Source organism: Bradyrhizobium liaoningense (assembly GCF_018130785.1).
Classification (GTDB): domain Bacteria; phylum Pseudomonadota; class Alphaproteobacteria; order Rhizobiales; family Xanthobacteraceae; genus Bradyrhizobium; species Bradyrhizobium liaoningense_A.
Map to the genome: position 1 here is coordinate 426173 of NZ_JAFCJT010000001.1, position 24602 is coordinate 450774.

Annotated in this window: 20 protein-coding genes and 2 pseudogenes; 7 read left to right on the forward strand and 15 right to left on the reverse strand. The window is 63.4% G+C overall.

Features of this window, described 5'->3' with window-relative positions; all coding sequences use genetic code 11:
* Positions 1-205: 205 nt before the first annotated feature.
* The 7 genes from JQ627_RS01955 to JQ627_RS01985 all read right to left on the reverse strand — a co-directional run bounded on the left by JQ627_RS01955 (position 206) and on the right by JQ627_RS01985 (position 8169).
* Entirely contained in the window at positions 206-673 is a 468-nt protein-coding gene (locus tag JQ627_RS01955) for a hypothetical protein (protein ID WP_212482465.1), read from the reverse strand.
* On the reverse strand, positions 657-1574 hold the full coding sequence (locus JQ627_RS01960) for a DUF2950 domain-containing protein (RefSeq protein ID WP_212482466.1): 918 nt from the start codon (positions 1572-1574) through the stop codon (positions 657-659). The genes JQ627_RS01955 and JQ627_RS01960 overlap by 17 nt, the downstream gene beginning before the upstream one ends.
* Positions 1571-3313: a DUF3300 domain-containing protein gene (locus JQ627_RS01965; RefSeq protein ID WP_212482467.1), complete on the reverse strand. Its 1743-nt coding sequence runs from the start codon at positions 3311-3313 to the stop codon at positions 1571-1573. The genes JQ627_RS01960 and JQ627_RS01965 overlap by 4 nt, the downstream gene beginning before the upstream one ends.
* A gap of 114 nt (positions 3314-3427) precedes the next feature.
* Positions 3428-4414, reverse strand: coding sequence for an ABC transporter substrate-binding protein (locus JQ627_RS01970; RefSeq protein WP_312015723.1), 987 nt, complete (start codon positions 4412-4414; stop codon positions 3428-3430).
* A gap of 107 nt (positions 4415-4521) precedes the next feature.
* Positions 4522-6417 (reverse strand): HAMP domain-containing sensor histidine kinase, encoded by a 1896-nt coding sequence (locus JQ627_RS01975; protein WP_212482468.1) that lies wholly within the window; start codon positions 6415-6417, stop codon positions 4522-4524.
* A 92-nt stretch (positions 6418-6509) separates the two neighbouring features.
* Positions 6510-7742 (reverse strand): HlyD family secretion protein, encoded by a 1233-nt coding sequence (locus JQ627_RS01980; protein ID WP_212482469.1) that lies wholly within the window; start codon positions 7740-7742, stop codon positions 6510-6512.
* Positions 7735-8169, reverse strand: coding sequence for a hypothetical protein (locus JQ627_RS01985; RefSeq protein WP_212483142.1), 435 nt, complete (start codon positions 8167-8169; stop codon positions 7735-7737). The genes JQ627_RS01980 and JQ627_RS01985 overlap by 8 nt, the downstream gene beginning before the upstream one ends.
* 179 nt (positions 8170-8348) lie before the next feature.
* Between JQ627_RS01985 and JQ627_RS01990 the strand changes: the two genes are divergently transcribed.
* Both JQ627_RS01990 and JQ627_RS01995 read left to right on the forward strand, forming a co-directional pair.
* On the forward strand, positions 8349-8801 hold the full coding sequence (locus JQ627_RS01990) for a hypothetical protein (RefSeq protein ID WP_212482470.1): 453 nt from the start codon (positions 8349-8351) through the stop codon (positions 8799-8801).
* Positions 8802-8920: 119 nt separating this feature from the next.
* A pseudogene (locus tag JQ627_RS01995) lies at positions 8921-9247 on the forward strand (polyphosphate kinase 2); the annotation flags it as partial.
* A gap of 42 nt (positions 9248-9289) precedes the next feature.
* On the opposite strand, the gene JQ627_RS02000 reads toward JQ627_RS01995, so the two are convergent.
* Positions 9290-9724: a hypothetical protein gene (locus JQ627_RS02000; RefSeq protein WP_212482471.1), complete on the reverse strand. Its 435-nt coding sequence runs from the start codon at positions 9722-9724 to the stop codon at positions 9290-9292.
* Between the two features lie 67 nt (positions 9725-9791).
* Positions 9792-11411 (reverse strand): aspartate 4-decarboxylase, encoded by a 1620-nt coding sequence (aspD, locus tag JQ627_RS02005; protein WP_212482472.1) that lies wholly within the window; start codon positions 11409-11411, stop codon positions 9792-9794.
* A gap of 335 nt (positions 11412-11746) precedes the next feature.
* On the opposite strand from aspD, the gene aspT (JQ627_RS02010) reads away from it, so the two are divergent.
* Positions 11747-13438 carry an aspartate-alanine antiporter gene (gene aspT / locus JQ627_RS02010; RefSeq protein ID WP_212482473.1) on the forward strand — a complete coding sequence of 564 codons (1692 nt, stop codon included), beginning with the start codon at positions 11747-11749 and terminating at the stop codon, positions 13436-13438.
* 18 nt (positions 13439-13456) lie between these two features.
* A complete protein-coding gene (aspT, locus tag JQ627_RS02015; protein ID WP_212482474.1) occupies positions 13457-15151 on the forward strand; it encodes an aspartate-alanine antiporter in 1695 nt (564 codons plus the stop codon).
* 15 nt (positions 15152-15166) lie between these two features.
* Here aspT (JQ627_RS02015) and JQ627_RS02020 read toward each other — a convergent pair whose 3' ends face one another.
* The 4 genes from JQ627_RS02020 to JQ627_RS39590 all read right to left on the reverse strand — a co-directional run bounded on the left by JQ627_RS02020 (position 15167) and on the right by JQ627_RS39590 (position 20450).
* Positions 15167-17920: a decarboxylase gene (locus tag JQ627_RS02020; protein ID WP_212482475.1), complete on the reverse strand. Its 2754-nt coding sequence runs from the start codon at positions 17918-17920 to the stop codon at positions 15167-15169.
* Between the two features lie 141 nt (positions 17921-18061).
* Complete coding sequence (locus JQ627_RS02025; RefSeq protein ID WP_212482476.1) at positions 18062-19771, reverse strand: SulP family inorganic anion transporter; 1710 nt, start codon at positions 19769-19771, stop codon at positions 18062-18064.
* The gene (locus tag JQ627_RS39585) at positions 19768-20169 is read right to left on the reverse strand and encodes a YoaK family protein (RefSeq protein WP_312015724.1); all 402 of its coding nucleotides are present in this window, start codon (positions 20167-20169) and stop codon (positions 19768-19770) included. The genes JQ627_RS02025 and JQ627_RS39585 overlap by 4 nt, the downstream gene beginning before the upstream one ends.
* Positions 20166-20450: a YoaK family protein gene (locus JQ627_RS39590; RefSeq protein WP_312015725.1), complete on the reverse strand. Its 285-nt coding sequence runs from the start codon at positions 20448-20450 to the stop codon at positions 20166-20168. The genes JQ627_RS39585 and JQ627_RS39590 overlap by 4 nt, the downstream gene beginning before the upstream one ends.
* Before the next feature lie 141 nt (positions 20451-20591).
* On the opposite strand from JQ627_RS39590, the gene JQ627_RS02035 reads away from it, so the two are divergent.
* From JQ627_RS02035 to JQ627_RS02045, 3 genes and pseudogenes are all read left to right on the forward strand, one after another.
* Positions 20592-22280, forward strand: a complete 1689-nt coding sequence (locus tag JQ627_RS02035) for an aspartate:alanine exchanger family transporter (RefSeq protein WP_212482477.1) — start codon at positions 20592-20594, stop codon at positions 22278-22280.
* A 162-nt stretch (positions 22281-22442) separates the two neighbouring features.
* Positions 22443-22604, forward strand: a pseudogene (locus tag JQ627_RS02040) (dienelactone hydrolase); the annotation flags it as partial.
* A 30-nt stretch (positions 22605-22634) separates the two neighbouring features.
* Positions 22635-23219, forward strand: a complete 585-nt coding sequence (locus JQ627_RS02045; protein WP_212482478.1) for an invasion associated locus B family protein — start codon at positions 22635-22637, stop codon at positions 23217-23219.
* Between the two features lie 14 nt (positions 23220-23233).
* On the opposite strand, the gene JQ627_RS02050 is transcribed toward JQ627_RS02045, so the two are convergent.
* Both JQ627_RS02050 and JQ627_RS02055 read right to left on the reverse strand, forming a co-directional pair.
* Positions 23234-23611, reverse strand: a complete 378-nt coding sequence (locus tag JQ627_RS02050) for a response regulator transcription factor (RefSeq protein WP_212482479.1) — start codon at positions 23609-23611, stop codon at positions 23234-23236.
* Positions 23612-23833: 222 nt separating this feature from the next.
* Positions 23834-24466 (reverse strand): response regulator transcription factor, encoded by a 633-nt coding sequence (locus JQ627_RS02055; RefSeq protein WP_212482480.1) that lies wholly within the window; start codon positions 24464-24466, stop codon positions 23834-23836.
* Between the last annotated feature and the right edge of the window lie 136 nt (positions 24467-24602).

A 24602-nucleotide genomic window follows, 5' to 3' on the forward strand; every position in this document is an offset into this window, starting at 1 on the left:
CCTTGGCTGATACGTGACCCGGAGGCCTGATTAGCGTCCCATGCGAGGCGCCGATGTGCGCTGCCTCACACTCTCGTATCAGTGATCGGAGTTCCACTCCTTCGCGCGCGCTCTTGTCAGCGCGGGACGACGGCAGTTGCTTCGACCACCTGCACGAGCGCCATGCCGGGGTAGTGGGTGCGGATTTGGTCTGCCCTCATAAGGCTCACTTCATGGAAATCGTGATCGTGCTGAGATTGGCGGCGAATTCCACCCCGGCCTTCGGGCCCTGCAGCACGATTGTCACGCCCTTTTCGTTGCGTAGGTGGACGCCATTGATGCCGCCGACCAAGGCAGCGCCGCCCCCGACCGAACTATAGGTCCCCGCGAAGTCGCCGACCTCGTGGATGCCCGAGGCCCGGCCATCGAGTCGACCGACAGTCGCGCCGGCCGTGATGCCAAAACTTACGCCGGACACGTTGAACGGATAGTCACGACCACGATAGGTTAGCACGCCGGTGCCGGTGCCGCCGCCGATCAGCAGGCCCGCCTTCACGATCTTGACCCGGACCTGGCCGCTGGCCTGTGCATGCGACGGCGTCGACGGAATGGCGACCGCGAGCAGCCCGATCGTCATCAGGCAAGCGGCGATCGCGCGTGCGGAAGCTCGCCAGCTCTCACGGTTTCGCGGCATCGACCTTCTTCCAGGTCTGGTCCGGATCGAACAGCGTGGTGCGCTGGGCGATAAGCTCGGTGCGCTTGCCGAGATCCTTCTGGTAGACGACGCCGTCATGATTGACCAGGAAGGTCATGATGCCGGAATTGCCGTATTCAGCGGGCCACGCGATCAGCCCGAAGCCGCCGATCATCTTGCCCTTGACGACATAGTTGACCGCGCCGCCCGGCGCATCGCGGCCCTGCCCCTTGAGGATGTGAAAGTAGTAGCCGTGATACGGCGCGGGGCCGACATCGCCGCCGCGGTAACCTTCCTTCGAGGCCTCCGCCACCAGCGCACCAAGCGGGCTCGGATCTTTGTCGTCGCGCCAGAACAGGCCATCCTTCTTGCCGGGCGAGGAGACGATGCGCTGCGCATAGACGCCGGCGCCCTCGCCGCGGTCCTTGTCGGCATATTCGTTCTGCGCGTCGACGAAAGCGAGCGCGGTCTGGATCGCATCGAGCTCGTTGCGGCCGATGCGACGGCGCAGCACCTCGATGCGGCCCTCGGCAGTGTCGAATTCCCAGCCGGCCTTGGTGTTGACCAACGGAATCGGAAACGCGAAGTCATCCGGGCCCAGCATCAGCGTCGCGGTCTTATTGCCCTCCGCCTTGATGCCGTGCTTGACGTCATACATCGAGGTGAAGCGCTGACGGATGTCCTTGTCGGCGATCTCGTCGCCGGACGAGACGATGTCGTCGGCGGCACGGCCGAGCACTTTCAGGATGTCGTCCGGCCCGCTCTTGACCGCGGCCGCGAGTGCGGCGGCCGCGTCTTCCGGTGTCTTGTAGGCCTGCTGCGCCCGCGACGCAGTGCCGAGCAGCGCCAGCGCCATCAGGCCCGGCAACACCGCACGGCGGAACGATTTCAGACCGGTCATGGCGTCACCTCCGCGGGAATCTTCGCGCCGCCGGCGACCCAGTCGCGATAGGTGCGGAAGGTCAGTCCGAGCTTTTCGTAATAAACGCGCAGATAGCCGTCGCTGCCGCGGGTCACGGCATCGGGCATCACCTGCTCGACTTCCTGCGCCATTACGCCGACATAGGCCTTGTCGTTGCCAATGTAGCTGAAGCGATAATAGCCGAGGCCGTTCGAGAGATGGCCGAGCAGCACGACATCGTGCTTCAGCGCGATGTCGGAGCGCCGGCCTCCGCCACCCCCGCGGCCGCCTCCGCCGCCGCCACCACGGAAGCCGCCGCCGCCACCGCCGTGCATCGCCATGCCACCGCCGCCGCCGCGACCGGCCATGGCCGCTCCACCGCCGCCACCGCGCGGCATGCTCGCCATGCTGGCGCGTCCGCGCGCCGATGCCGCGGCAGCCGACCGGCCGGACGAGACATTCATCGCGCCGCCGCGATTGCCGCCACCGCCACGATTGGCCGCGGCACCACCGCCGGCACGGTTCGCGGCCTTGGCGCGATCGCCGCCGCCTTTGTTGCCACCCTTCGCACGATCACCGCCGCCCTTGGCGCGATCTGCAGCACCCGCGCGATCGCCGCCACCGGGACGATCGCCGCGATTGCCGGCACGGTCACCCGCGCGATCGCCGGCGCGATCTCCTGCTCGATCTCCTGCACGGTCACCCGGACCGCCACGATCACCAGCACGGTCGCCTGCACGATCTCCCGCGCGATCTCCTGCCCTATCTCCCGGGCCCCCCTGGTTCGGACGCAGCACCTGGTTGCCGTCACGGCCGCGGAAATCCATCCGGTCGGACGCGCCGGCCCTGACGTTGTTGTTGCCGAAACGCTGCTGCACGTTGACGTTGTTGTAGCGCACACCGCCGCGATGCGCCGGATTATGCTGCCAGCCGTTGGCGATGTTGGTGGTGCGATGATTGACGTAGACGTTGCGGTTGCCCCAGTTGCAGCCGCCGCCCCAGTAATTGCCCCAGCGTCCGATCGCCCAGGCGGTGCCGAAGGCGAGGCCCGCCGCGACCACGCCGGCGCCGATATAGGACGGATAGCCCCAATAATACGGCGGATATTCCGCATAGGGCCAGCTGCCATAGACCGTCGCCGGATCGTAATAGGGCACATACATCTCCGCGGGATCGGCCTGCTGGATCACGACGACCTGCTTGCCTTCCTGCGACTGGACGCTGACCTTCTGCTGCTTGGTGGTGACGAGCTTCTTGTTGTCATAGGCCTTGTTGCGCAGGCGCTGGATCGCATCCATCACATCAGGCTGCTGCGCGAGAAAGGCATCGCCCAGCTTCTTGGTCCAGTCCAGCTGGTCGCTCATCATGGTCAGGACGTCGGCGGTGCTGGCAAGTGCCTTGGTACTGTCGTCCCAACTCTGCTTCTCCACCTCTGTCCTGAGCGCATCGCCCTTGAGGCCCTTGTGCTCCTTCAGCCAGCGGTCGGCCTGCACCACTTCGAGCGGATAGGTGGAGGCCGCCAGCACATTGGCAAGGAGCTCATCGGGATAGAGTGCGATCGGCGCGACCAAGGCCTCAAGCTGCTCAGGCTTCAGAAGCTCGGCCGTCGGCGCAGGCGGGCTCGCAGGCTGCGCCTGCGGAGTTGGGGCCGCAGGTGTCGTCGTGGTCTGCGCCGTTGCAGCGCACGACGTCGCCAATATGAACGCAAGCGCCATCAGGGTCTTGCCGCAGCGAAACATCACATCCCTCCCTCGGACTTCCAGTGGGAGAAGATCGGGTCGGGGCACGCGCGTTTGTTGATCGAGATCAACGAAACGAGGTCATCGCGACTGCTGCAACGCGGGAGCCGCGCGTTATTCGATCAGCTCGGCGTCCATCAGAAGCCGGTTTGGGACCGTCAGGCCAAGGGCGTTGGCCGCCTTCATGTTGATGACCAGCTCGAACCGCGTAGCGAACTGCACCGGGAGGGTGCGAATCTCGGCGCCCCGCAGGATGCGATCGACATAGCCGGCGCCGTCACGAAACTGCTGGGTGAGATCGGCGCCGTAGGACATGAGCCCACCGTTCACTGCGTAGAAGCGAACGGCAAAGATCGCAGGCACGCGGCGCTGCATCAGCAATGCGATCGTCATCCCGCTCTGGGTCCCGAAGAAGCCGCCATCCGGCAGCACGACAAGGCCGCCGCCGGTTTGCGCCGCAGTCTCGATCACAGCTGCGATTTCGGCGCCACTGCGCACGCCGGCACCGGTGACCTTGAGGCCGAGACGGCCTTCCATCTGATGCGCGGTCTGAAGATAGAACGGCGCATAGGGCGAGGACTCCGGATTGAACAGGAGCGCCGCACTGCTCATGCTCGGTGCCATGTCCTTCAACAGGCTGAGCCACTTCCCGCTCATCGAGTGTTCGTAGAGCGAGAAGCCGGTGAGATTGTCGGTCGGCCGCGCCAGATTGGCGACGAGCCCGGTCCCGACCGGATCGGACAGCCCAACGAAGACGATCGGAATTCTCTGTGTCGCCTCGCGCAGGGCCCGGGTCGTTCCTGTGCTGGTCGACAACAGCACATCCGGCGCGCCAGCGACGAGTTCGAGCGCCTCCAATTGCTGTCGCGCGGGATTTGGACCCGGCCAGCGCACCTCGAACCGGTAGTTCTGATTGGCGATCCAGCCGCGATCGGCGAGCCCTTGCCGAAAGGCATCGACACGCATCAGCGCGCCGGGGTCGCCGGCGACATTGCCGGTCAGGACGCCGACGGACGGTAATCTGTCCTGGGCCCTCGCCAGGACCGGGACCACAGCCGCTGCGCCCGCCAGCGACAAGAACTCACGCCGTCCTATGGCCACCCACCACTCCCAAACTCGAACCGCGCCCCCGCCCCGCCATGACGCAACTGCGAAAGGAAACCGCCTCGCTGCAACTGAAGGCTTGATCGAAACCAAGACATCGGCTGTCAGCGGAGAAGCGGCAGCCGGATCGTGAACCGTGCCCCGCCCGCCGGCTGGTTCGTCGCACTGATCGTGCCGTGATGGGCCTCGACGATGGTTTTGGCGATCGCGAGCCCCATCCCCATGCCTTGCGGCTTGGTCGTGAAGAACGGATCGAAGACGTTGGCGAGATCGGACGCTGCCATTCCGGGTCCGGTATCGACGACATTGACTTCGGCCTCGTTGCCGACACGCACCGTCCAGACGCTAACCTCGCGTTTCCTCGCGTCCGAAATCGCATCCATCGCGTTGATGATCAGGTTGAGAACTACCTGCTGAAGCTGGACCGGATCGCCCTTGACGCGCAGGTCGGCCAGCACGGGCGTGTAGGTCAGCGTGATCCGGCGACCTTCGGCGACGGCCCGCACCAGACCGATCGCCTCCCGCACCGTGTCGTTGAGCTCGATGTTCGCGATCTCGAACGGCGTCTTCTTCAGGATACTGCGCAGCCTGCGGATCACCTCGCTCGCGCGCTGATCGTCGCGCCTGATGTCGGCGAGAATCTGCCGGATTTCGTCGAGATCCGGCGAGGCACCCTTAAGCATGAGCTCCGCCGTTTCCGCATTGGTCAGGATCGAGCCGAGCGGCTGATTCAGCTCGTGGGCAATCGACGTCGTCATTTCTCCCAGGGCCGAATAGCGATTGACGTGAGCGAGCTCGGCAAGGCGCTGGCGCGACTCGACCTCGGCGCCACGGCGACGCTGCCGCTCATGCAGCAGCCCGCTGATCAGAGCAGCCTGCACCAGGATCACTGCTGCGATCAGCAGCATCTGCCAGCGATATTGCGCCCAGACGGGCGGCTCGCGAAACAGGATTTCACTATCAGGCGGCAGACGGCTCTCGCTGATCCCCCAGCGCTGCAATTCTCGCCAATCATATTTTGGCGGTGCAAATCCGATCGGATCGTACTTGATGCCTGCTGGCTTTTCTCCGCCGAGAATGCGGATGGCGGCGCCGACGGTCTTGGCGCTGGTCTCGGCGACCGAGTGCATCGGGCCGCCGACGGAGTTGCCGCCGAAGAATGGTTCCTGATAGGAAAAGATTGGCGCATTCGCGACCGCATGCAGTCTGCGCAAGGCAAAGTCGCCTTCATGAACGATGCCGGCAGCATCCACCGACATCAGTCCCCAGAACAGCGCCGTGTGCGGCGGTAGCGTCGCCCCCCGCTTCAGTATCTCCTCGAACGAGAGATCCGAATACCAGGTGAGCGCGAGGCGGCCTTCCAGCGGTTTCAGCTCGCGCCTCACCTCGTCGATCCAGAACTTCTCGAGCGGCGAGGCGCCGATCACGACGGCGACGTTCTTGGTGTCAGGCATCACCTGAAGAATGTTCTCGAACGCGGCCATGAAATCGTTGCGGACCGCGACGACCACGTCGTTGTCGGTGAGCTCGAAACGATTGACCAGCCGCTGCTCGACGACAGTCAGGACCATCGGCGTGCCCGGAAAAAGTTTCTGCCGATATCGCTGCACGAACCGCGCTGCGGGCGCGCCGATGCTCACGACGATGTCAGGCAGTGCCCCTTGGTAGACCGAGTGCAAATACTCGACAAAGGGCGCCTCCGGACCCGGATTGTTGAAGCGCGCCATGAGCAGCGTGTGCTCCTGGACGTCCAGCGGCCATGGCGATTGTCGTTCCAGCTCGGCCTTGATGCTTCGCGCATATTCGCTCCAGGGCCGGAATTCCCGCCCAAACGAGTGCAGCACCAGCACGCGCTTGAGTTCGCGATAGCGGGCTTCGCCAAGCTGGACAGCGCCGGCCGGCCGGCACGGGATGCACGTTGCGAGCAGCAGGACGAGACAAAACCACGCGGCCGCAACCTGCCACGGCCTGACCGAAACGATGGTCATGCGCCCGCTCATCCGCCTCCACCGACGAACTGTCTAGCCATTGGCGGCAATTCTAGCGGGAAATGCACCGCTTCAACAGGCCCTGGGGATGCAGTCACGGGTGCTCAGTGCCCGCTCAACACCAGCGTCTGGATCGGCAGCAGCAACGCCTGGATGCGCAGCAGCAGGGCATGGACCAGGCCGACGCCGTCGACGACGTGCAGCGCGATCTTACGGCTGGTCGGGGTGTCCTTGGCGGAAATCTCTTCATGATTGCTGGTGTAGGCGTTGACGATACAGCTCGAGCCCGGCGTCACGCCCTCGAGGCCGCCTTTGTAGAGCGGCTCCAGGAACACCAGGATCGTGCCGGGCCGAACGGCGTTCTGTGCTTCCAGTAACTGCTCGCCGGAGCGGAATTGGCCGGCGGCGATGTAGTCCTGCACAGTCGTGATCACCATCGGGATGATGACCCACGGCTTCGAGATGCAGGTCGCCTCCGCCACCATGCCGGTCTTCATCACCTGGGCCTCGATCTGACCGAAGCCGGCCTGAAGGAACGTTCGGCCGGCCTCCGTCGGAATCAGGATTCCCGCCGGCCGCATCAACTGGTTGACGACGTCGCCGGAGCGGACAAGGAACTGCTCGACGCGCCCGTCGACGCCGGCACGGACTTGTGTCTTGTCGAGATCGACCTGGGCCTGATCAAGCGCCGCCTCGGCACTCGCCTTCTGCGCTGGAAGCGAGGTCGAGACCTGCAAGGCCGCCGACTGCCGCGCGGCCGTCGCGGCATCGATGCCGGACTGGCGCTGGTCGACCAGTACCTGAAGCTTTTCGATATCGCGCTGCGGCACGATGCCGGGATTTCGGCGCTGCAGCTCGGTCTTGACGTCGAGCTCGTCCTTGGCCTGCTGGTAATTCGCCTTCGCTTCGCCGATCTGCGCCTCGGCCTTGACCACGTCAGCTTGTGCCGTCTGCATGGCGGCATCGACTTCGGCAATCTTGCGCCTGGCGGTCTCGACCGCGGCCTGCTGCTTCGAGGCGTCGAGCGTGAACAGCACGTCGCCCTTCTTCACCGGCGCGCTGAATCCGAACTTGACCTCGGCCACGCGCCCCGAGCCTTCAGGCAGGATCGGCACGGTGCGAAAATAAAGCGTCGCGCTGGATGTCGACGGATGGAAATAGAAGATCATGGTGATCAGCGACACCGTCAGCATCAGGCAGCCGGTAATGCCCCAGCGCAGCTCGTACCAGACGGAGAAGAAGGTGATCTCCTTGCCAAAGCGCTTGCCCTGGACGTAGCGGCGGTAGAGATAGTCGGGCAGGATCGTCAGCAGCGAGCAGAACATCAGCTCAAACATGGCTGTGCTCCTTCTCCTTCGCGGGCCCCGGCTTTTCTGGAGGCGGCGTGTCGCCACCTGTCGGTCGCGGGCTGGCCTGCGTGGCCGCGTCGCTGTCTTCGGGCGCCGCATCCGCGATTTTCTCCACGGAATCGGCGATGCTGCGCAGCGGACCGCCGAAGTCGGGAATGTCGATCATGGCCAGCAGCAGGCCTGCGATCCAGAAGATGTGCATATGGGTAAAGAGCGAGATCAGGCCCAGCACGGCGACAAACTCGAATTGCAGCTTCTGCGACTTGTGCGCCATCCGCTCGGGCAGGCTGTGCAGTTTCCAATAGAGGGTTCCGACCCAGAGCAGGGTGCCGATCAGGAATATACCCATCACCACCATCAGCGGATCCACGCCGCTTCCCGGCGCGAGATAGAATGGCAGGTGATGCGGTGCCATCGGATGAAGCTGCTCGTTCAACGTTATCTCCCGATCAGGCGCGTGTCTGACTGAATACTTCGAACGCAGTGTCGGTATCGGGTTGCTCAATTGCTTGATCTGGATCAACGAGCCTGGAACGGCCCCACCTAGCGTCCGCTGGAAGCTGACGCACAACAGCCAAACAGGAGCCGCCTGTCATGCCCGGCATCGATGATCTCATCCCCAGTGCCACGCAGATCCGCAAGGAAGCAGCCCTCAAGGAGGCCGAGAAAGCGGACGCATATGCCCGCCTCGCCGCCGCCGCCGAAGCCGAGAAACATGCCCTGATTGAACGCCTCAGCAAGCCCTCTGGCAAGACCGAGGACGAGAAGATCAAGCTCGCCTCGACCATCATCCAGCGTGCGGTGCGAAATGGCTTGACCGAGGTTCAGGTCTACCGCTTCCCCAACACGCTGTGCACCGACAAGGGCCGCGCCATCAACCAACTGGAAAAGGGCTGGGAGAACACCCTGACCGGGATTCCGAAAGAAATCTTCCAGCTCTGGACCGACTATCTCAAACCGCGCGGCTATCGCATTGCCTATCAAATCATCGATTTCCCGGGCGGCGTGCCGGGCGACATCGGCATTACGATTTCCTGGGGTGATTGAGTACGGCTCTGTCCCATGAGACCCGACACAGCGAAAAGGCATGGCCAATGAAAGGCCTGCCGAGCGGCTGAAGCGGAAGGACTACGAGGAGGAACTGGAGAAACTCCAGGTCGAGCTGGGACGAGCAGGAGCGCCGCTTCAAGACGCGCATCGACGATCCGGTCCGGCAATGGAAGCTGAGCCCGATGGACCTGGAATTCTACCGGCGCTGGTACGACTATTCACGGGCGCGCGACCCGATGCTCAGAAAGACGAGCACGAAGCACGCCCCCTGGTACATCATCCGCTCCGACGACAAGCGCCGGGCGCGGCTAAACTGCATCTCCGATCTCCTGAAGGCCATCCCGCACAAGTGCATCAAGAAAGAAGCCGAAGCGGTCCGACAACGACGTTACAACGACGCGGCAGGCTTGCGCAGGATGAACTGCGTCACCGAGCGATACTGACGAGGATCGGGCCGCGTCATGACGCGACCCGATCTCCAATGTCTACTTCAAGCGGATCGTGACGCCACCGACCGCGGCCGAAACCTCCGCGCCGACCCTGGGGCCGCTGAGCTGAAGGATCACGCCATTGGCGTTCTGCAACTGCACGGCTCCGGCCCCCGCGGCGACGGCGCCGCCGGCGCCGCCCACCGCGTAAGAGCCTTCGATCGACTGCGGCCCCCTCAGATTGAGGGCGCGGCCGACAAACTTGGTCGTCGAGGCTCCGATCGTGAGACCGACGCTCATGCCTGACACGGTGAAGGGGTATTTCTTGCCCCGCAACACCAAAACACCCTCGCCACCACCAACGCCGACGACGAAGCCGCCCTTGGTAAAGACGACGGCGACCTGCCCGGTCTCGGCACGCGACGGCGTGCTGAAACCGGCGGCGGCCGCAAACGAGATCATCAAGGCGACGGCGATGGCAGATTTCCTCATGACGTTCATTCTCCTTTGGGTTGATATCGGAGTGATCCGGATCGACCGGCACTCCCATTGGTTCGCGTTACTTCGAGCGGCCCTCGGCCGCCTCGTAGGCGTCCCGATAGCCACGCGCAATGCTGCGAACACCCCGTCCAATATCGTCGTAGACATCGTCCGGAAGGTTTGCCAGCGACACGCGCAGCGACCATTCGGGCGCATCGAAACCGCCGCCGTTCAGCAACACAATGCCGTGGGCTTCGGCCAGTCGAAACGCGAGATCGAGCGGATGAACGTTCTTCTTCAGGTAGTCGACGGCCTTGTCGCCAATGTTCTTCCGCGCCCAGAATTCAAAATCGATCAGGCCGTAATATGCATCATAATTGGGGTTGGGGGTGAGCTTGTCGGCGAGACCGAGGCCGTCGAGCAGCGACCACAGCCGCTTGTTGACGATTTCCATGCAGGCGGCCTGATAGGCCTTTTTGTTATCCAGCATCTCCGAAAGGGAGAAGAGGCTCATCATCACCTGCTGCGGCAGCGATAGGCCGGCGGTGTGATTGAGCGCGACATCCCGGCTATCGGCGACGATGCGGTCGATGAGCTTGAGCTTGCGCGGCTCCAGCGTCAGGGGGCCGTAACGCTTGTCGAGCGCCTTCACCGCGGCATCCGGCAACTTCGCGATCATCTTGTCAAAGATGTTGTCCTCGTGAATGGCGATGGCGCCGAGCCGCCATCCCGTGCAGCCGAAATATTTCGAATAGGAGTAGACGCCGATCGTATTGTGCGGGAGCTCGCCGAGCAGCGAGCGGAAGCCGTGCACGAAGGTTCCGTAGACGTCGTCGGTCAGGAGCATCAGATCGGGACGCTTGGTCTTGACCAGGGTCGTCAGCTTCGCGATCGTCTCCGGGCTAACCCCCATGCCCGAGGGATTGGCAGGATTGACGATGAAGAAGGCCTTGATCTTCGGGTCTTCCAGCTTCTTGATTTCCTCGTCCGTGAACTGGAAGCGGTTTTCCTGCGGAGCCTTGATCTCGACCATCTTGAGGTCGTAGTCCTCAAGGTGCGTCATCTCGATATACGGCGTGAAGATCGGCGTTCCCAGCGCGATGGTGTCACCCGGCAGCAGCAGGCGATTGGCCTTCAGCGATTTGAAGATGTAGCACATCGCGGCAGTGCCACCCTCGACCGCGTAGATGTCGAACTTGCCCGATGGCCGTGGCTCGCCGCACACGGCCCACATCAGATATTCGTGCACGATCTTCTCGTTGTGCACCAGCATGCGGTCAGGCACGGGATAATTGTCGCCGATGATGGAATCGACGAGCTCGTGGACGAAGGCATCCGGCTCGAAGCCGAACTTCTTGACCGCAAAGGGCAGCATCTCCGACAGGAAGCTCGCGCCCGGCATATCGGCGTGCTGGGCGAGCCAGGCCTCGTAGCGTGCAGCAATGCCCTTGGCCTGGGGCATGCCGCCGATCCCGGCGGGGTGGTCCATGACCCGCTTGCTCTCGGTGATCGCGAACTGTCCGAGCAGGAAGAAGCCTTCGCGCGGCGTGGTGGCCACCCAGTTCGGATTGCCGCGGCCGGCGTTCAGGAACGCGGACTGCGTCCGTTTCGACGTCGCCTTGGCGAGATTGATCAGCTCGTCCTTGATCTCGAACGGGCTCAGCGCCTCGAATTTCTTCAGCGTCAAGATATCAGCCATATGACACTCCCGAACGGTGCGATCTGTGGGAACGAGGTGGGACAGGCTCCGCGCCTGCGTCGTCGTGTTCAGGATGAGTGGCGGCCGATGGCGACTCTTGATCTAGCTCAAAGGTCTTGTGACGCGCCGCCGTTCCGCAACGCAGCGAGCTGATGTTGTTAGCGCCGCTCGCCGAGAACGCCGCAAGGCTCGGCCATTGACATAAATCAACATGTCGGATGCGGGCCATCGCCTCATGTTGATCGATACGGCTACAGATCTCGTTATCGGGATCTTCGCATCCGACGTGGCGCGGAGCGAGTTGGGCGCATGCCGATGCATGTAGGGGTGACATCATGATCGACTGGTTCTTTCAGACGCTCAAGAGCTATCCGGAAATCGCAATCTTCATATCCTTGGCCCTGGGCTACTATTTCGGCTCCTTCACCTACAAGGGCCTCGGGCTCGGTGCCGTCACCGCGACGCTGATCGCTGCCGTGATCATCGGCCAGATCGGGATCACGGTGACGGGTCCGCTCAAGCCGTTCTTCTTCCTGATGTTCCTGTTTGCCATCGGCTACGGCGTCGGGCCGCAATTCGTGCGCGGCATCGCGCAGGACGGCGTCCCGCAGGCGATCTTCGCGGCCGTTGTGTGCGTGTTCTGCCTGATCGCGGCGTATGTTGGAGCAAAGCTTGCAGGCTACGATGTCGGTTCGGCCGCCGGACTTTATGCCGGCTCGCAGACGATCTCGGCATCCATGGGCCTAGCGACCGATGCCATCAACCGGCTCGGCCTGTCGCCGGAAGAGACCAAGAAGATTCTCGACGGCATGCCGGTCGCCTACGCGGTCACCTATATCTTCGGCACGGTCGGATCCGCGATCGTCCTGGCTCTGCTTGGTCCGGCACTGCTCGGCATCGACCTCGAGACGGCCTGCAAGAAATATGAGGAGGAGCACGGGGGCAAGAAGCAGACGGGCGGTCCGGGAACGGCCTGGCACCAGTTCGATGTGCGCGCTTTTCGTGTCAATGAGCGGGGTCCGGTGGTTGGAAAGACCGTGCAGCAGGCAGAAGCATTACTACCCGACCATCGGGTGTTCGTCCTGCGGATCAGGCAGGACGGCAAGATCACGGATGCCACCGCCGATGCCGTCATTCACGCAGGCGCCGTCGTCGCTGTGGCCGGCCGACGCGACGTTCTCGTCAGTCTGATCGGCGAGCAAGCGGAAGAGGTCGACGATCGCGAGTTGCTAGCGATGCCGATCGAGGGCGTCGATGTCTACGTGACCAGTAAGGACGTCGACGGAAAGACGCTGGAGGAGTTGTCGCGAACGGCAGGCGCTCGCGGCGTGTTCCTCCGCAAGATCACCCGGGGTGCGATCGCCGTTGATATCCCTATCCTGCCGAACACGAAGATCAATCGCGGCGACATCGTCACCATCGTGGGACGCACGCCGGATGTGGCGGCCGCGACAAAGATGCTCGGCCGCCCGGATCGCGCGACCGATGTGGCCGACGTCGCCTTCATCGGAGCCGCAATCGCGATCGGCGCGCTGATCGGCGCCATCGTCTACAAGATCGGCAGCGTGCCGTTGACGCTGTCCACGTCAGGTGGCGCCTTGATCTCAGGCCTGTTCTTCGGCTGGCTCCGCTCCGTTCACCCGACCTTCGGCCGGATTCCTTCACCGACCGTTTGGTTCATGAACTCGGTCGGCCTGAACGTCTTCATTGCGATCGTCGGCATCTCGTCGGGACCGGGCTTCGTGGCCGGCCTCAAGGCGCAGGGCATCGGCCTGTTCCTCTGGGGCGTCGGCGTGACGACCGTGCCGCTGATCCTCGCAATGTATGTCGGAAAATACGTGTTCCGCTTCCATGACGCCATCGTGCTCGGATGCTGCTCCGGCGCACGCACCACCACTGCTTCGCTCGGCATGATCAACGACCGCGCCAAGAGCCAGATTCCGGGTCTTGGCTATACCGTCACCTACGCGGTCGGAAACACACTGCTGACGATCTGGGGCATGGTGCTCGTTATGCTGATGACGTAGAGATCGGGCCGCCCAGAGATGCTGACTTGGCTGGAGCAGTTTCTCGTCCGTTATCCCGAGCTCGCGCTCTTCCTCGTGATCGCCGCGGGTTACTGGATCGGAAGCTTCAAGATCGGTACGTTCAGCCTGGGCCCGGTCACGGGTGCGCTGTTCGCCGGATTGGCGGTCGGGGATTTCGCGCACGTCCCCGTTTCCAGCATGACCAAGTCGTTCCTCTTCTTGCTGTTCCTGTTTGGGGTCGGCTATCTGGTCGGGCCGCAATTCGCACAATCGATGAAGCGCGACGGGCTGAAGCCGATGCTACTCGCCATCGTCGTATGCTTGACAGGACTTGCGACCTCCATTGCCGTTGCGAAGGTTTTGCGACTCGATCCCGGCTACGCGTCGGGCCTTATGTCGGGCGCACTTAGCCAGAGCGCGGCAATGGGAACAGCGACCGACGCAATCAACGGACTCGCCATCCCCGAGGCGCAGCGCACGCTTTTCGTCTCCCACATCGCGGTGGCGGACGCAGTCTGCTACATCTTCGGTTATGCAGGCGTCATCCTCTTCGTCACTCAGATTGCACCCGCCCTCCTGAAAATCGATCTGCCGGCGGAGGCGCTTAAGCTCGAGCAGGCATTGGGCGTCACGCGCACCAAGCCGGGCCTGGCGTCTGCCTGGCGCAAATTCGAGTTGCGCGCCTATCGACTGGACGAACGCTCCGCCCTCGTCGGGGTGACGGTCGCAGCCGCGGAAGCCCGCATTCCGGATTACCGGCTGTTCATTCACCGGATCCGCCGCGGAGAACACCTTCTCGAAGCGGATCCCAGCACGGTTCTGGCGGCCGGCGACCTTGTTGCCTTATCCGCACCGCGGCAGGTCATCGTCGAATGGATCGGCCCTCGCGCCGAAGAAGTCGAGGACAGGGAACTCCTCGACATTCCCCTGATCTCTGCCGATGTCATCCTGATCAATCCGAAGCTCGCAGGCATGACACTGGAAGCTGCCTCGCGAGAGAGCTGGACCCGCTCCCTCTATCTGCGCTCGCTGAGCCGGGGGAGTCAGCAGATTCCTGTGGGAGCCGGCGTCGTCCTGCAACGCGGCGACCTGCTCCGGATCGTCGGGCCCGAGCCGACCGTGCGAACCGCAGCCAAGAGCATCGGTGCCATCGTCGCTCCGAGCACCAGCATCGATTTCATCGTGTTGGGCCTTGCGATCTTCTGCGGCGGCCTCATTGGCACTCTTCTCAGTTTCTCCGTCGGCGGCGTCAATATCTCGCTCAGTACGAGCGTTGGCACCTTGCTCGCCGGGCTTTTTGTCGGGGCTCTCCGCACACGTTACCCGCTGTTCGGACAAATTCCCGACGGCGCCATCAGCTTGATGACCTCGCTCGGACTGGCAGCTTTCGTCGGGCTGACCGGCATCCATGCAGGGCCGATCTTCCTGTCGGCCCTGCGCGAAACCGGCCTCAGCCTCCTGCTGGGAGGAATGGCCGTTACCCTGCTGCCGCAGATCGTCGGATTCTGCTTTGGCCATTTCGTGTTGCGGATGAACCCGATCCTCCTGCTCGGCGGATTGACCGGGGCTCAGACCGTGACGGCTGCAATGGCCGCGCTCCAGGAACGTGCCGGCAGCCCTGTCCCGGTTCTGGGCTATACGCCAGCCTACCCGGTCGCCAACATCCTGTTGACGACCTGGGGCTCGGTCATGGTGGTCGTCTTCGCCACCTAAATATTCTGCCCCGTACTATGACGCGGCCTTCAGCTTCGGCTGTGCGCCGGGCTTGGGCTTGCCGAGCTTCGCCAGCGCTTCGACGCGTACGAGCTTCAGGCCTTCCTTGGCGTCGTAGCCATGGATCTCCTTCACATCGAGCTTGCGCATGAAGTCGATGGTCTCCTGGGTGATCACCTGACCCGGCACCATGATCGGGAAGCCCGGCGGATAGGGAATCACGAAGCTGGCGGAGACGAGGTCAGGGCCGGCTTTCAGGCGGCGGTCGATCTCGGGATCGGCGAGCCTGATATATTCGCATCCCGCCGCGTCGTAGGCCGCGTAAAATCCACTGCGGATATCACCCTCATTGGTCTTGGCGCCGGCATCGCCACGGAAGCTCTGGTGGAAGTGCGAGAAGTTCGGCAAATCGGGCACGTCGGTCATCAGGCTCTTCACCCGTGCCTCGAAGGTCTTCTTCGCATTGGCACCGCCTTGGGCGAGGCCGCGATCCACCTCGCCCGCGATCTCGGCCAAAACCCTGACAAGATGCGCCACGTCGCTGCGGGTGTTGTTGATGTTGGACTGGAGCAGCACCGAATTGCGCGAGGTCTTGTTGACCTGGATGTTGTAGTCGTTCGCCAGGATGCCCTTGAACTGGGTGCCGTCGTAACCGGCGGTGCCGCACACCAGTGTCATGCGGGTCGGATCGAGACAGAACTCATCCTCGTCCAGACTTTTCAGAGCGCTCGCCCAGTTCGCGCCGGCCGCCAGATAATCGGTGAACCCGCTTTGGCGATATTGCGCCGGCACCATTGCGTCGGCGCTGAGGATACGGAAATATTTCGAGAGCAGCGGATTGGTGTTGACGGCGTGACGGATGGCGAGCGCGATCTCGATCGCATTGGCCACCAGACCATACCCTTCCAGCTCCATCTGGCGCCGCGAGACGTCGAGGCTCGCGATCAACTGCTGGTTCGGACTCGTGGAGGCATGGGTAAAGACAGCCTCCTTGAACTGCTGCTCGACCGTGTGGAATTCGACGTCCTTGACCGAGAGCATCGAGCCCTGACGGATCGCCGACATCGACTTGTGGGTCGAATTGGTCTGATAGACGCGCAAGCGGATCTGGCGCGGATCGGGGATCAGCCGGGTCTTGAGCAGCACCTCGTTCGAGGGATTCTTGCCGAGCGTGGCTTGTTGGGCTTCGTAAGCTGCGATCGATCTCGGATCGCGCATCCAGGCCTCGATCTCGTTGGCGGCGCCCATCGCGGTGCGCCGCCGCAGGAACGGCGAGAAGCGCGCAAAGCCGAACCAGGCCTCGTCCCACAGGAAGATCAGGTCGGGCTTGATGGCAAGGCATTCCTCCATGACCCGGCGGGTGTTGTAGATGTGGCCGTCGAAGGTGCAGTTGGTGAGGTCCAGCAGCTTGACGCGATCGAGCCGGCCATCGGCCTTGGCGTTCAGAAGGGCCTGCTTGATGGTCTTCAGCGGCACGGCGCCGTACATCGAATATTCCGTCATCGGGAAGGCTTCGACATAGAGCGGCTGCGCGCCGGCCAGCACCATGCCGTAATGATGCGACTTGTGGCAGTTGCGATCAACGATCGCGATGTCGCCCGGCGCGAGCAGCGCCTGCACCGCCATCTTGTTCGAGGTCGAGGTGCCGTTGGTGACGAAGAAGACGCGATCGGCGCCAAGTGCGCGTGCTGCCTTGTCCTGCGCCTTCTTGATATTGCCGGTGGGCTCCAGCAGACTATCCAGGCCGCCGGTGGTCGCGCTGCTTTCGGCCAGGAACAGGTTCAAGCCGTAGAATTCGCCCATGTCGCGGATCCAGTCCGACTTGAAGACCGATTTGCCGCGCGCGATCGGCAGCGCATGGAACGTTCCGATCGGACGCTGTGCATATTTCTTCAGATTGTCGAAGAACGGCGTGTCGTAGCGATCCTGCACCCCTTCAAGGATCGAGAGATGCAGCTCGAGCAGTTCCTCGACCGAATAGAAGATGCGGCGGACGACATCGGCCTCGGGATTTCCGGCCATCGCCTCCACGTCGCGATTGGACATCAGGTAGAGGTCGAGCTCGGGACGGACCCGCTTGATGACGTGGGCGAGCCGCAGCGCCGAGGCATCGGACTCGTCGTTCAACCCGGCCGACGAGGTCATCGTGCGGAGCACGGGCGCGTCGTGGCGTGAGCGCAGCGCAAAGCCCTCGTTGATGACGACGGCTGCGAGATTGGGATTCAGGATGGCGGCGCAGAAGGCATCTTCGAGGCTGCCGACGATAACCGGCTCATAGACGAATGGATCGACCGGCCGCCGCAGCTTGCGCCATTCGTTGGCGAGCGCGGGCCAGTTGCCGGACGAGAGGCCGGTGACGATCAGCGTCTCGAAATAGGGTCGGCGCGCACCATGCCGCCCGGACATCTGCGGCACCAGATCGGGGGTGTCGCCGTTGCCCTCGTCATTGGCGCTCCCGTCGCCGGCATGTTGGCGAAACGACCTCGTCGTCAAGGCCTGCATCATCCGTGTCGCAAGGGCGAGTGAGCCCGCCGCATCGCCGGCCGCAGCCGCGTCCCGCAGGGCTGCCATGAGGTGAAGGCCGGGATAACCGTGAAATTCCTCCGTTATTGAGAGATCGGCCAGCGCAGCGTCATATTTGGCGCGATCTCCGCTACGCACCCACGCCTTTGCGGCCTCCACCAGATCGCGCCAGTTGTCCGCCCGTCCGCCGGGCCCGGAGAAGAACTGATCGATGCGCTTTTGCGCGGGCTTGGCTTCTTTGGACATGCGGCTCTCCCGATCCCATAGGCAAGGTGACGCGGGATCGTGAGTGCGGGGCCGGTCGCTCCATTGATCCAAATCAACGGTGGCGCATTCTGATCGGGCGGACGGACAGGACGATGCTCTTTGCGTCGCAATACCGGGGCGTCAGACCCTTCGTTGCGCCGTATTGGCTGGATCGTCGCCCAGGACGCTGTCGAGCGACCGCAGCCACTGGCCGCTGTCGGTTTTCTCCGCCAGCCCTTCGGCACGCAGCAGGTCGCGCAGCTGCGCATGCGCGCCGACGATGCAAAAGCTGACTTCGCGGACGGCCAGTTCGTCGTAGAGCTCGTGCAGCATGCGCGCGCCGGCGAGATCGATGTAGGGCGACGCCGAAAGGTCGCAGGCCACCAGCCGGATGCCTGGCGACCTCCGGAGCGCGATCAGGACCGTCTCCAGGATCGTCTCAGCATTGATGTAGAGCAGCGATGCTTCGGGACGGAATGCGATGACGCCGGCCAGTGGCTCCACGTCCTCGTGCCTGGCGCTGTCGGAATAGCGGCCGCTGCCGGGCAATCGGCCAAGGAACGCGACATTCGGCCGCGAGGCGCGCGCCAGCAGCAGGAAGATCGACGCAATCGCAGCCAGCAGGACGCCCTGGAGAATACCGAGCAGCAGCACCGATACCAAGGCAATCGCCGCCGCGTAGAAGTCGATCCGGCTGACCCGCCACATCCGCAGCAGCGCACGCACGTCCACGAGCTTATAGACCGCGGCAAAGACGATGGCCGCGAGCACCCCCTTGGGCAGGTTGGTCAAGAGACCGGTAAAGAACAGAAGGCACAGCCCCAGCATCACGGAGCAAATCACCAGCGCCAGCGGCGTCCGTGCGCCGGCGCTGTCGTTGACGGCCGATTGCGACAGGCCGCCGGCGACGGGATAGCCATGGCCAAAGGCGGCCGCGAGGTTCGCGGCGCCAAGACCCAAAAACTCCTGTCGGACGTCGAGCGGGTCGCCGTGCTTGGCGGCAAAGCTGCGGGCCGCCGAGACGCCTTCGATATAGGCCAGCAGCACGCAACCGGCGGCAAGCGGAAACAGATCGTCGAATTCGAGCAGGCCGAAGGTCGGCATCGCCAAAGCCGGCAACCCCTCGGGTATCTTCCCGGTGACGGGCACACCGAGAGACGGGAGACCCAGCACCGTCGCCACGACGATCGCGAGTGCGACGACGGTGATGCCGACCGGTTTTCCCGGCAGCAGCCGCTCGCCGAGCAAGAGCAGCAGTAGCGCGACCGCGCCGATCGCGAGCACAATCGGATCGATGGTACCGAGCTGCCCGGCGAGCTTGATGGCGCGGTCGAAGAAATTGTGGCCGCCGCCGGCAACGCCGAGCAGGCTCGGCAACTGGCTCATGATGATGGTGAGCCCTGCCCCGGCCTTGAAGCCAACCAATATGCTGTCGCTGACGAGGCGAACGAGAACGCTGAGCTTGAACAGCCACGAGATGAAGCACAGAACCGCGACCGCAAAGGCGGCCAGGCTTGCAATTTGCGCATAGCGTAGTGGGTCGCCTGCGGCGAGCGAGCCGACAGTGCCGGCGATCATCAGCGAGATCGCCGAGGTCGGGCCGACTGCAAGCTGGCGTGATGAGCCGAACAGGGCATAGCCGATGCCGCCGAGCAGGTAGCCGTAGATACCGACCTGCGGCGGTAAGCCGGCCAGCGCAGCGTAGGCGAGCGACACAGGAATTGCGTAAGCGGCGAGTGTAACGCCGGCGATCGCATCCGACGGCAACCACGCCCCACGATACGTGGCGAGCCAGTTCCAAGGCGGGAAGAGCCGCAGCCAGCTCGCTCGCTGCCCGGGCGGCGCGCTCACGTGCGGGCCTCGCTGCGTGCCACTTCGCAGCGCAGCAACACGATCAGCAAGGCGACCACGGGAATGCCGAGCGCAAGGTTCGGAAAGGACTTTGTCGCGAAGGCCCCGACGGCTGCTCCGACACCGAACATGATGCACAACATTGCAAACATGCCCGAGCGGCGCAGCGATCCCGGCCGATCGCCGCCCGCGATCGCAGCAAACGCGCCCTCGACCGCCTGCCGCATATTGCCCGTGATCATCACCGAGCTATAGACCACACCTTCGACTTTGGTGAAGATCGCGGTCTGCGTTGCGGCGACGAAAGAGATGCCCAGCGTCCCCGCAAGATCCGGCAGCCGATTGTGCAGGATGCCGATGGCGATCAGGAGCAGGATCTCGATCAGGGTGCTGATCACGCAGGCCGGTCCCCCGTCATGCCTCGCAGCCACCCCGCGACCACGATGCCGGCGGCAGATGCGAGGATCGGCGGCACGAAGTGAAGCGCCTTCACCCAATTGCCCGCCGAGCCATAGACCCAGAGCAGAACGAGATTGGCGGTCTGCGCATTGGCCATGACGCCGTGGATGATCCAGGTATAGGCATCGAGGTAGCCACCAGCGAACGCGAGCAACAGCGCGACCTCAAGCGATTCATCGCGGCGCAGCGATGCGCTGGCAGCAATATCCAGAGCGCTCATTCCGCAAACGTCGGCTGTCGTATTTCGTGCATGGCCCCTAGACCGCCGTCAAGACGACAGCCGGGGATTGATCTGGATCAAGCCTCACCCGGTTCCTGGGACTCAACTCGTATCGATCGATGCGCCCGGGGAATTGCCACCATGGACACCGTCAGGTGGATCATCGCCACCGCTCCGGAAATCTTCCTGCTGCTTGCGGTTGCCTTGGGCACCATTCTGGGGCGCCTCAAGCTCGCCGGCTTCGCGATCGGTACCACGGCCTGCATCCTGATCGTGTCCGTTTTGATCGGGCAACTCGGCAGCTTTAGTTTTCCGGCGCTGCTCAGGGTGGTTTTATTCAGCCTGTTCGTGTTCACGATCGGCTACAAGTCAGGACCGGAATTCTTTGCCTCCTTGAATATTCGTACCCTCGCCCAGGTCGCGATGGCGCTTGTGCTCGGTGGGACCGGCCTCATCACCGTGCTGGCTTTTGCCTTTGCTTTCAAACTCGATCCCGGCACTGCATCCGGACTTGCTGCCGGCGCGCTGACACAATCCTCGGTGATCGGCACGGCCTCAGGTGCGCTGACGCAGCTTGGATTGCCGAAGACCGTGCTGGAACAGCAGGAGGCGAACATTGCGGCGGGCTATGCCGTCACTTACGTGCTCGGCTACATCCTGACCCTGCTCTACGTTCCCTTCGTCGCGCCGAGGCTGATGGGGATCAATCTCAAGGACGAGGCGAAGAAGCTCGAGATCGAGCTTTCGGGTGGCACGCCGCCGAAAGCCGAGAACCTCTCCTATCGCAAGTTCCAGGCTCGCGCCTACCGCGTCTCGGTAGCGGCTGGCCGAACCGTCAGGGCGATCGAGGAGGAGATCGGCAGCCGCACCGTGGTCGAACGGATCGTGCGCCAGGGCGCGGACATCGAGCCGCATCTGGACACCGTGATCGAGGCCGGCGACGATATCGTCATCGCCGGACGAACGGCCGTACTCGTCGCGGCCAAGCCCATCATCGGTACCGAGATCGACGCCGACGAGATATTGAAGGCGATCCCCGGCAACGTAGTCGACGTGCTGGTCGACAACCGCAAGCTCCATGGCCGTTCCATCCAGGAGGTCGCCGAGCGCGTCGGCGGCAACGCGCGCGGTGTGTTCCTCCGCGCGCTGACGCGGCATGGGCGCGAAGTGCCGTTGAGCGCGGATACCCGCGTCTATGTCGGTGACGTCATGACGCTGGTCGGCAGCACCGACAGCGTCGAGGGCGCCGCCAAACACGTCGGGCAGATCCTGCGCGCCGGCGACCGCACCGACATTGCCTTCCTTGCGGCCGGCATTGCCGTGGGCCTGTTGGCCGGCCTCGTCAGCTTCAAGGTCGGCGGCATCGCCCTGACGCTCGGCGGCGGCGGCGGTGCGCTGATCGCGGGCCTGTTCTGTGGCTGGCTGCGTTCGCGCAGGCCGACCATGGGCGCCATGCCGCCGGCCGCACAGCAGACCCTGAGCGATCTCGGCCTCGGCGGATTCATCGCAGCGATCGGCTTGGGCAACGGTCACGCGGCCTGGGTCGCGATCCAGGCGCATGGGCTGCTCCTGGTCGGCATGGGCCTGGTGGTCACGCTGGTGCCGCTGATTGTCGCGACGTTGTTTGCCTACCACATCCTGCGGATGAACCCGGTTATCACTTGCGGCGCGCTGGCTGGCGCCATGACCGTCGATGCCGCCGTGACCGGAGCCTGCGAAGTCGCCGAGAGCCAGACGCCGGTCCTCGGCGTCGCCGTGCCGTACGCGGTCGGCAACGTCATCCTGACCGTGCTCGGCCCGATCATCGTGGCCTGCACCTTTTCGGGCTGAAGGGAGATGTCGATGCGATCTGCCTTGCGCTGGCTCACGGCAACGCTGCTCATCCTTGTCGGCCTGGGCACGCCGGCACGCGCCGATGACAAGGACGCCCCCATCCGCATCCAGGAGGAGATCTGGGCGCTGCCGCTGCCGCTGTTTGCCTATCTGGTGCGTCTATCGAGGCGCATGCATGACGCCTTCACTGCCGCCGGCGGGAAAGCCGAGTACCATCTGCTGCCGCCGTTCGGAAACGAGCGGCATTTCTTCATCGGCTCTCCGGACGCCATTTCGATCTGGTCGCCGCTGGTGACGAAGTTTCTTGACGCGCCGCGTTAGGCGGACGGGCGGATGTTTGGAGGCGCAACCATGGTCGATGCACGACACTGCCTGTTCGGCGTTCTGGTAGCAGTCACCGCTGGCGCAACGTCGCCGCCGGTTGCCGCGGCGCCGCAGAATTCACACCCGGCGAAGCCCGCCGAGGTCGCGCCCCGGGGCCAGCGCGAAGCAAAGGACATCAGCTACGGGGATTGGCGCAAACTCTGCTTCAAGGCGGGCGGCGCCAAGATGCTGTGCCGGACTTCGATCACCGGCACCTTCCCAACCGGTCAAACCGCCGTGCGCGTGGACCTCATCGAGCGCGAAGGCGACCGCACTGCCCGACTGCAATTGCTTGTCCCCGTCGGCATGTATTTGCAACATCCCATCAAGCTAACCGTGGATCAAGGACGCCCTTACCCGCTGCCCTATAGCTGGTGCGTCACCAATGCGTGCATTGCCGCCGATGTCGCCGATCCCAGGATCGTCAAGGAGCTGGAATCCGGAAAAACGCTGGCCCTGGAACTCGTCGATTCCAACCTTCTGTCGCTGAAGACGTCCCTGCCACTGGCGCAATTCGGCGCCGTGCACAAAGGCACACCGGCGCAGACTCTTGAGCAGTATGTCGATCAATGAGCTGATTGTTGGCGCTAAACGGCCCCGGCGCAGGCCCGCTCTATCGGCTCGATAAGTGAGCACGCCAGGAACGGCTTGGTCAGGTAGGCGATACATCCCGATGCGATCGCGGCCGCGCGGTTGGCCGCGCTGTCGTTGCCGGTGATGTAGACGACGGGCGCCGTGACGCCTTCGTGCGCAAGCCGCCTGCGCAACGCGATGCCGGATTGATCACTCAGATCGATGTCGATGATAATACAAGCGGCGCTCTCGAAATCCCCGTGATCGAATAGCGCCTCGGCCGAGGCAAACAGCAGCGCACCAAAGCCGTGCTCACGCAGCAGTCGCTTGATGCTCACGCGCATCGAGAAATCATCATCGACGACGAAGACGGCTTTATGGATCGGCAACATGGTCGCCTTTTCGGTGCGAATGGAAGACCGGAACACCGTCAAGATCTACGGCTTGCAATATCTGCGGCTTGTTCGAGAGTTCCGTATTGCTTTCGCAGCCGACGATCTCGGCATCATTGCGTGCCTTCGGCGGCAGGCTGTCAACAATCTATGTTATCGTACATGATTGTACCAACGTACAGGTCCGCCTTGCGCGGACCTGACAACGGACTCGAAGTGCTGCTAGTTGGGCGAGTTGTTGTTCGGATCAAGCATTCCAAGGCGTTCTGCAACCGAAACGAGCTCCGCAAACGAACGCACCTCCATTTTCTCCATCACTTGGTGCCGGTGCGCCTTCACGGTGCGCTCGGTCGTTCCGAGCTCGTAGGCAATCTGCTTGTTGATCTTGCCACGTACGATCAGCTCGAACACCTGACGTTCCCGCGGCGTCAGCGACGCGACGAGGGTACGAAGCGAATCGAGCTTCCTGTGCCGGCTGCGCACAGCCTCCTGACGCGCCATGGCGCGCTCGATCGCGTCGATCAATTCCTCTGACGACACCGGCTTGGTCAAGAAATCCTCGGCGCCGGCCTTGATGGCCCGCACGGTTGTCGGCGTATCGGCGTGTCCGGTAAGGAAGACGATCGGCAGCGTCGAACCGAGCTCGAGCAGACGGGCTTGCAGTTGTGGCCCAGTTAAGCCCGGTATCCGCACGTCCAGCAGGACACACGCCGGCTTTTCGTCGTCGGGCAGCAGATCGAGCAGATCCTGTGCCGATGCATAGGACTTGACATCATAGCCTGCAAGCTTCAGCCGGCGCTCCATCGCCGTTCGGAATGATGCGTCGTCATCTACGACGTGAATGAGGCCGGGCAATTTCACCTCTTAGCCGCAATGATGGCCGCGTGACTTCGAATAGCCAAGTCAGGGGAAAACGTCGTCCGTCCAGTCAGCTCTATGAATGGTACCGGGCATAGCGAAACATCCACTAGTTGAAGCAAGGACAAAAATC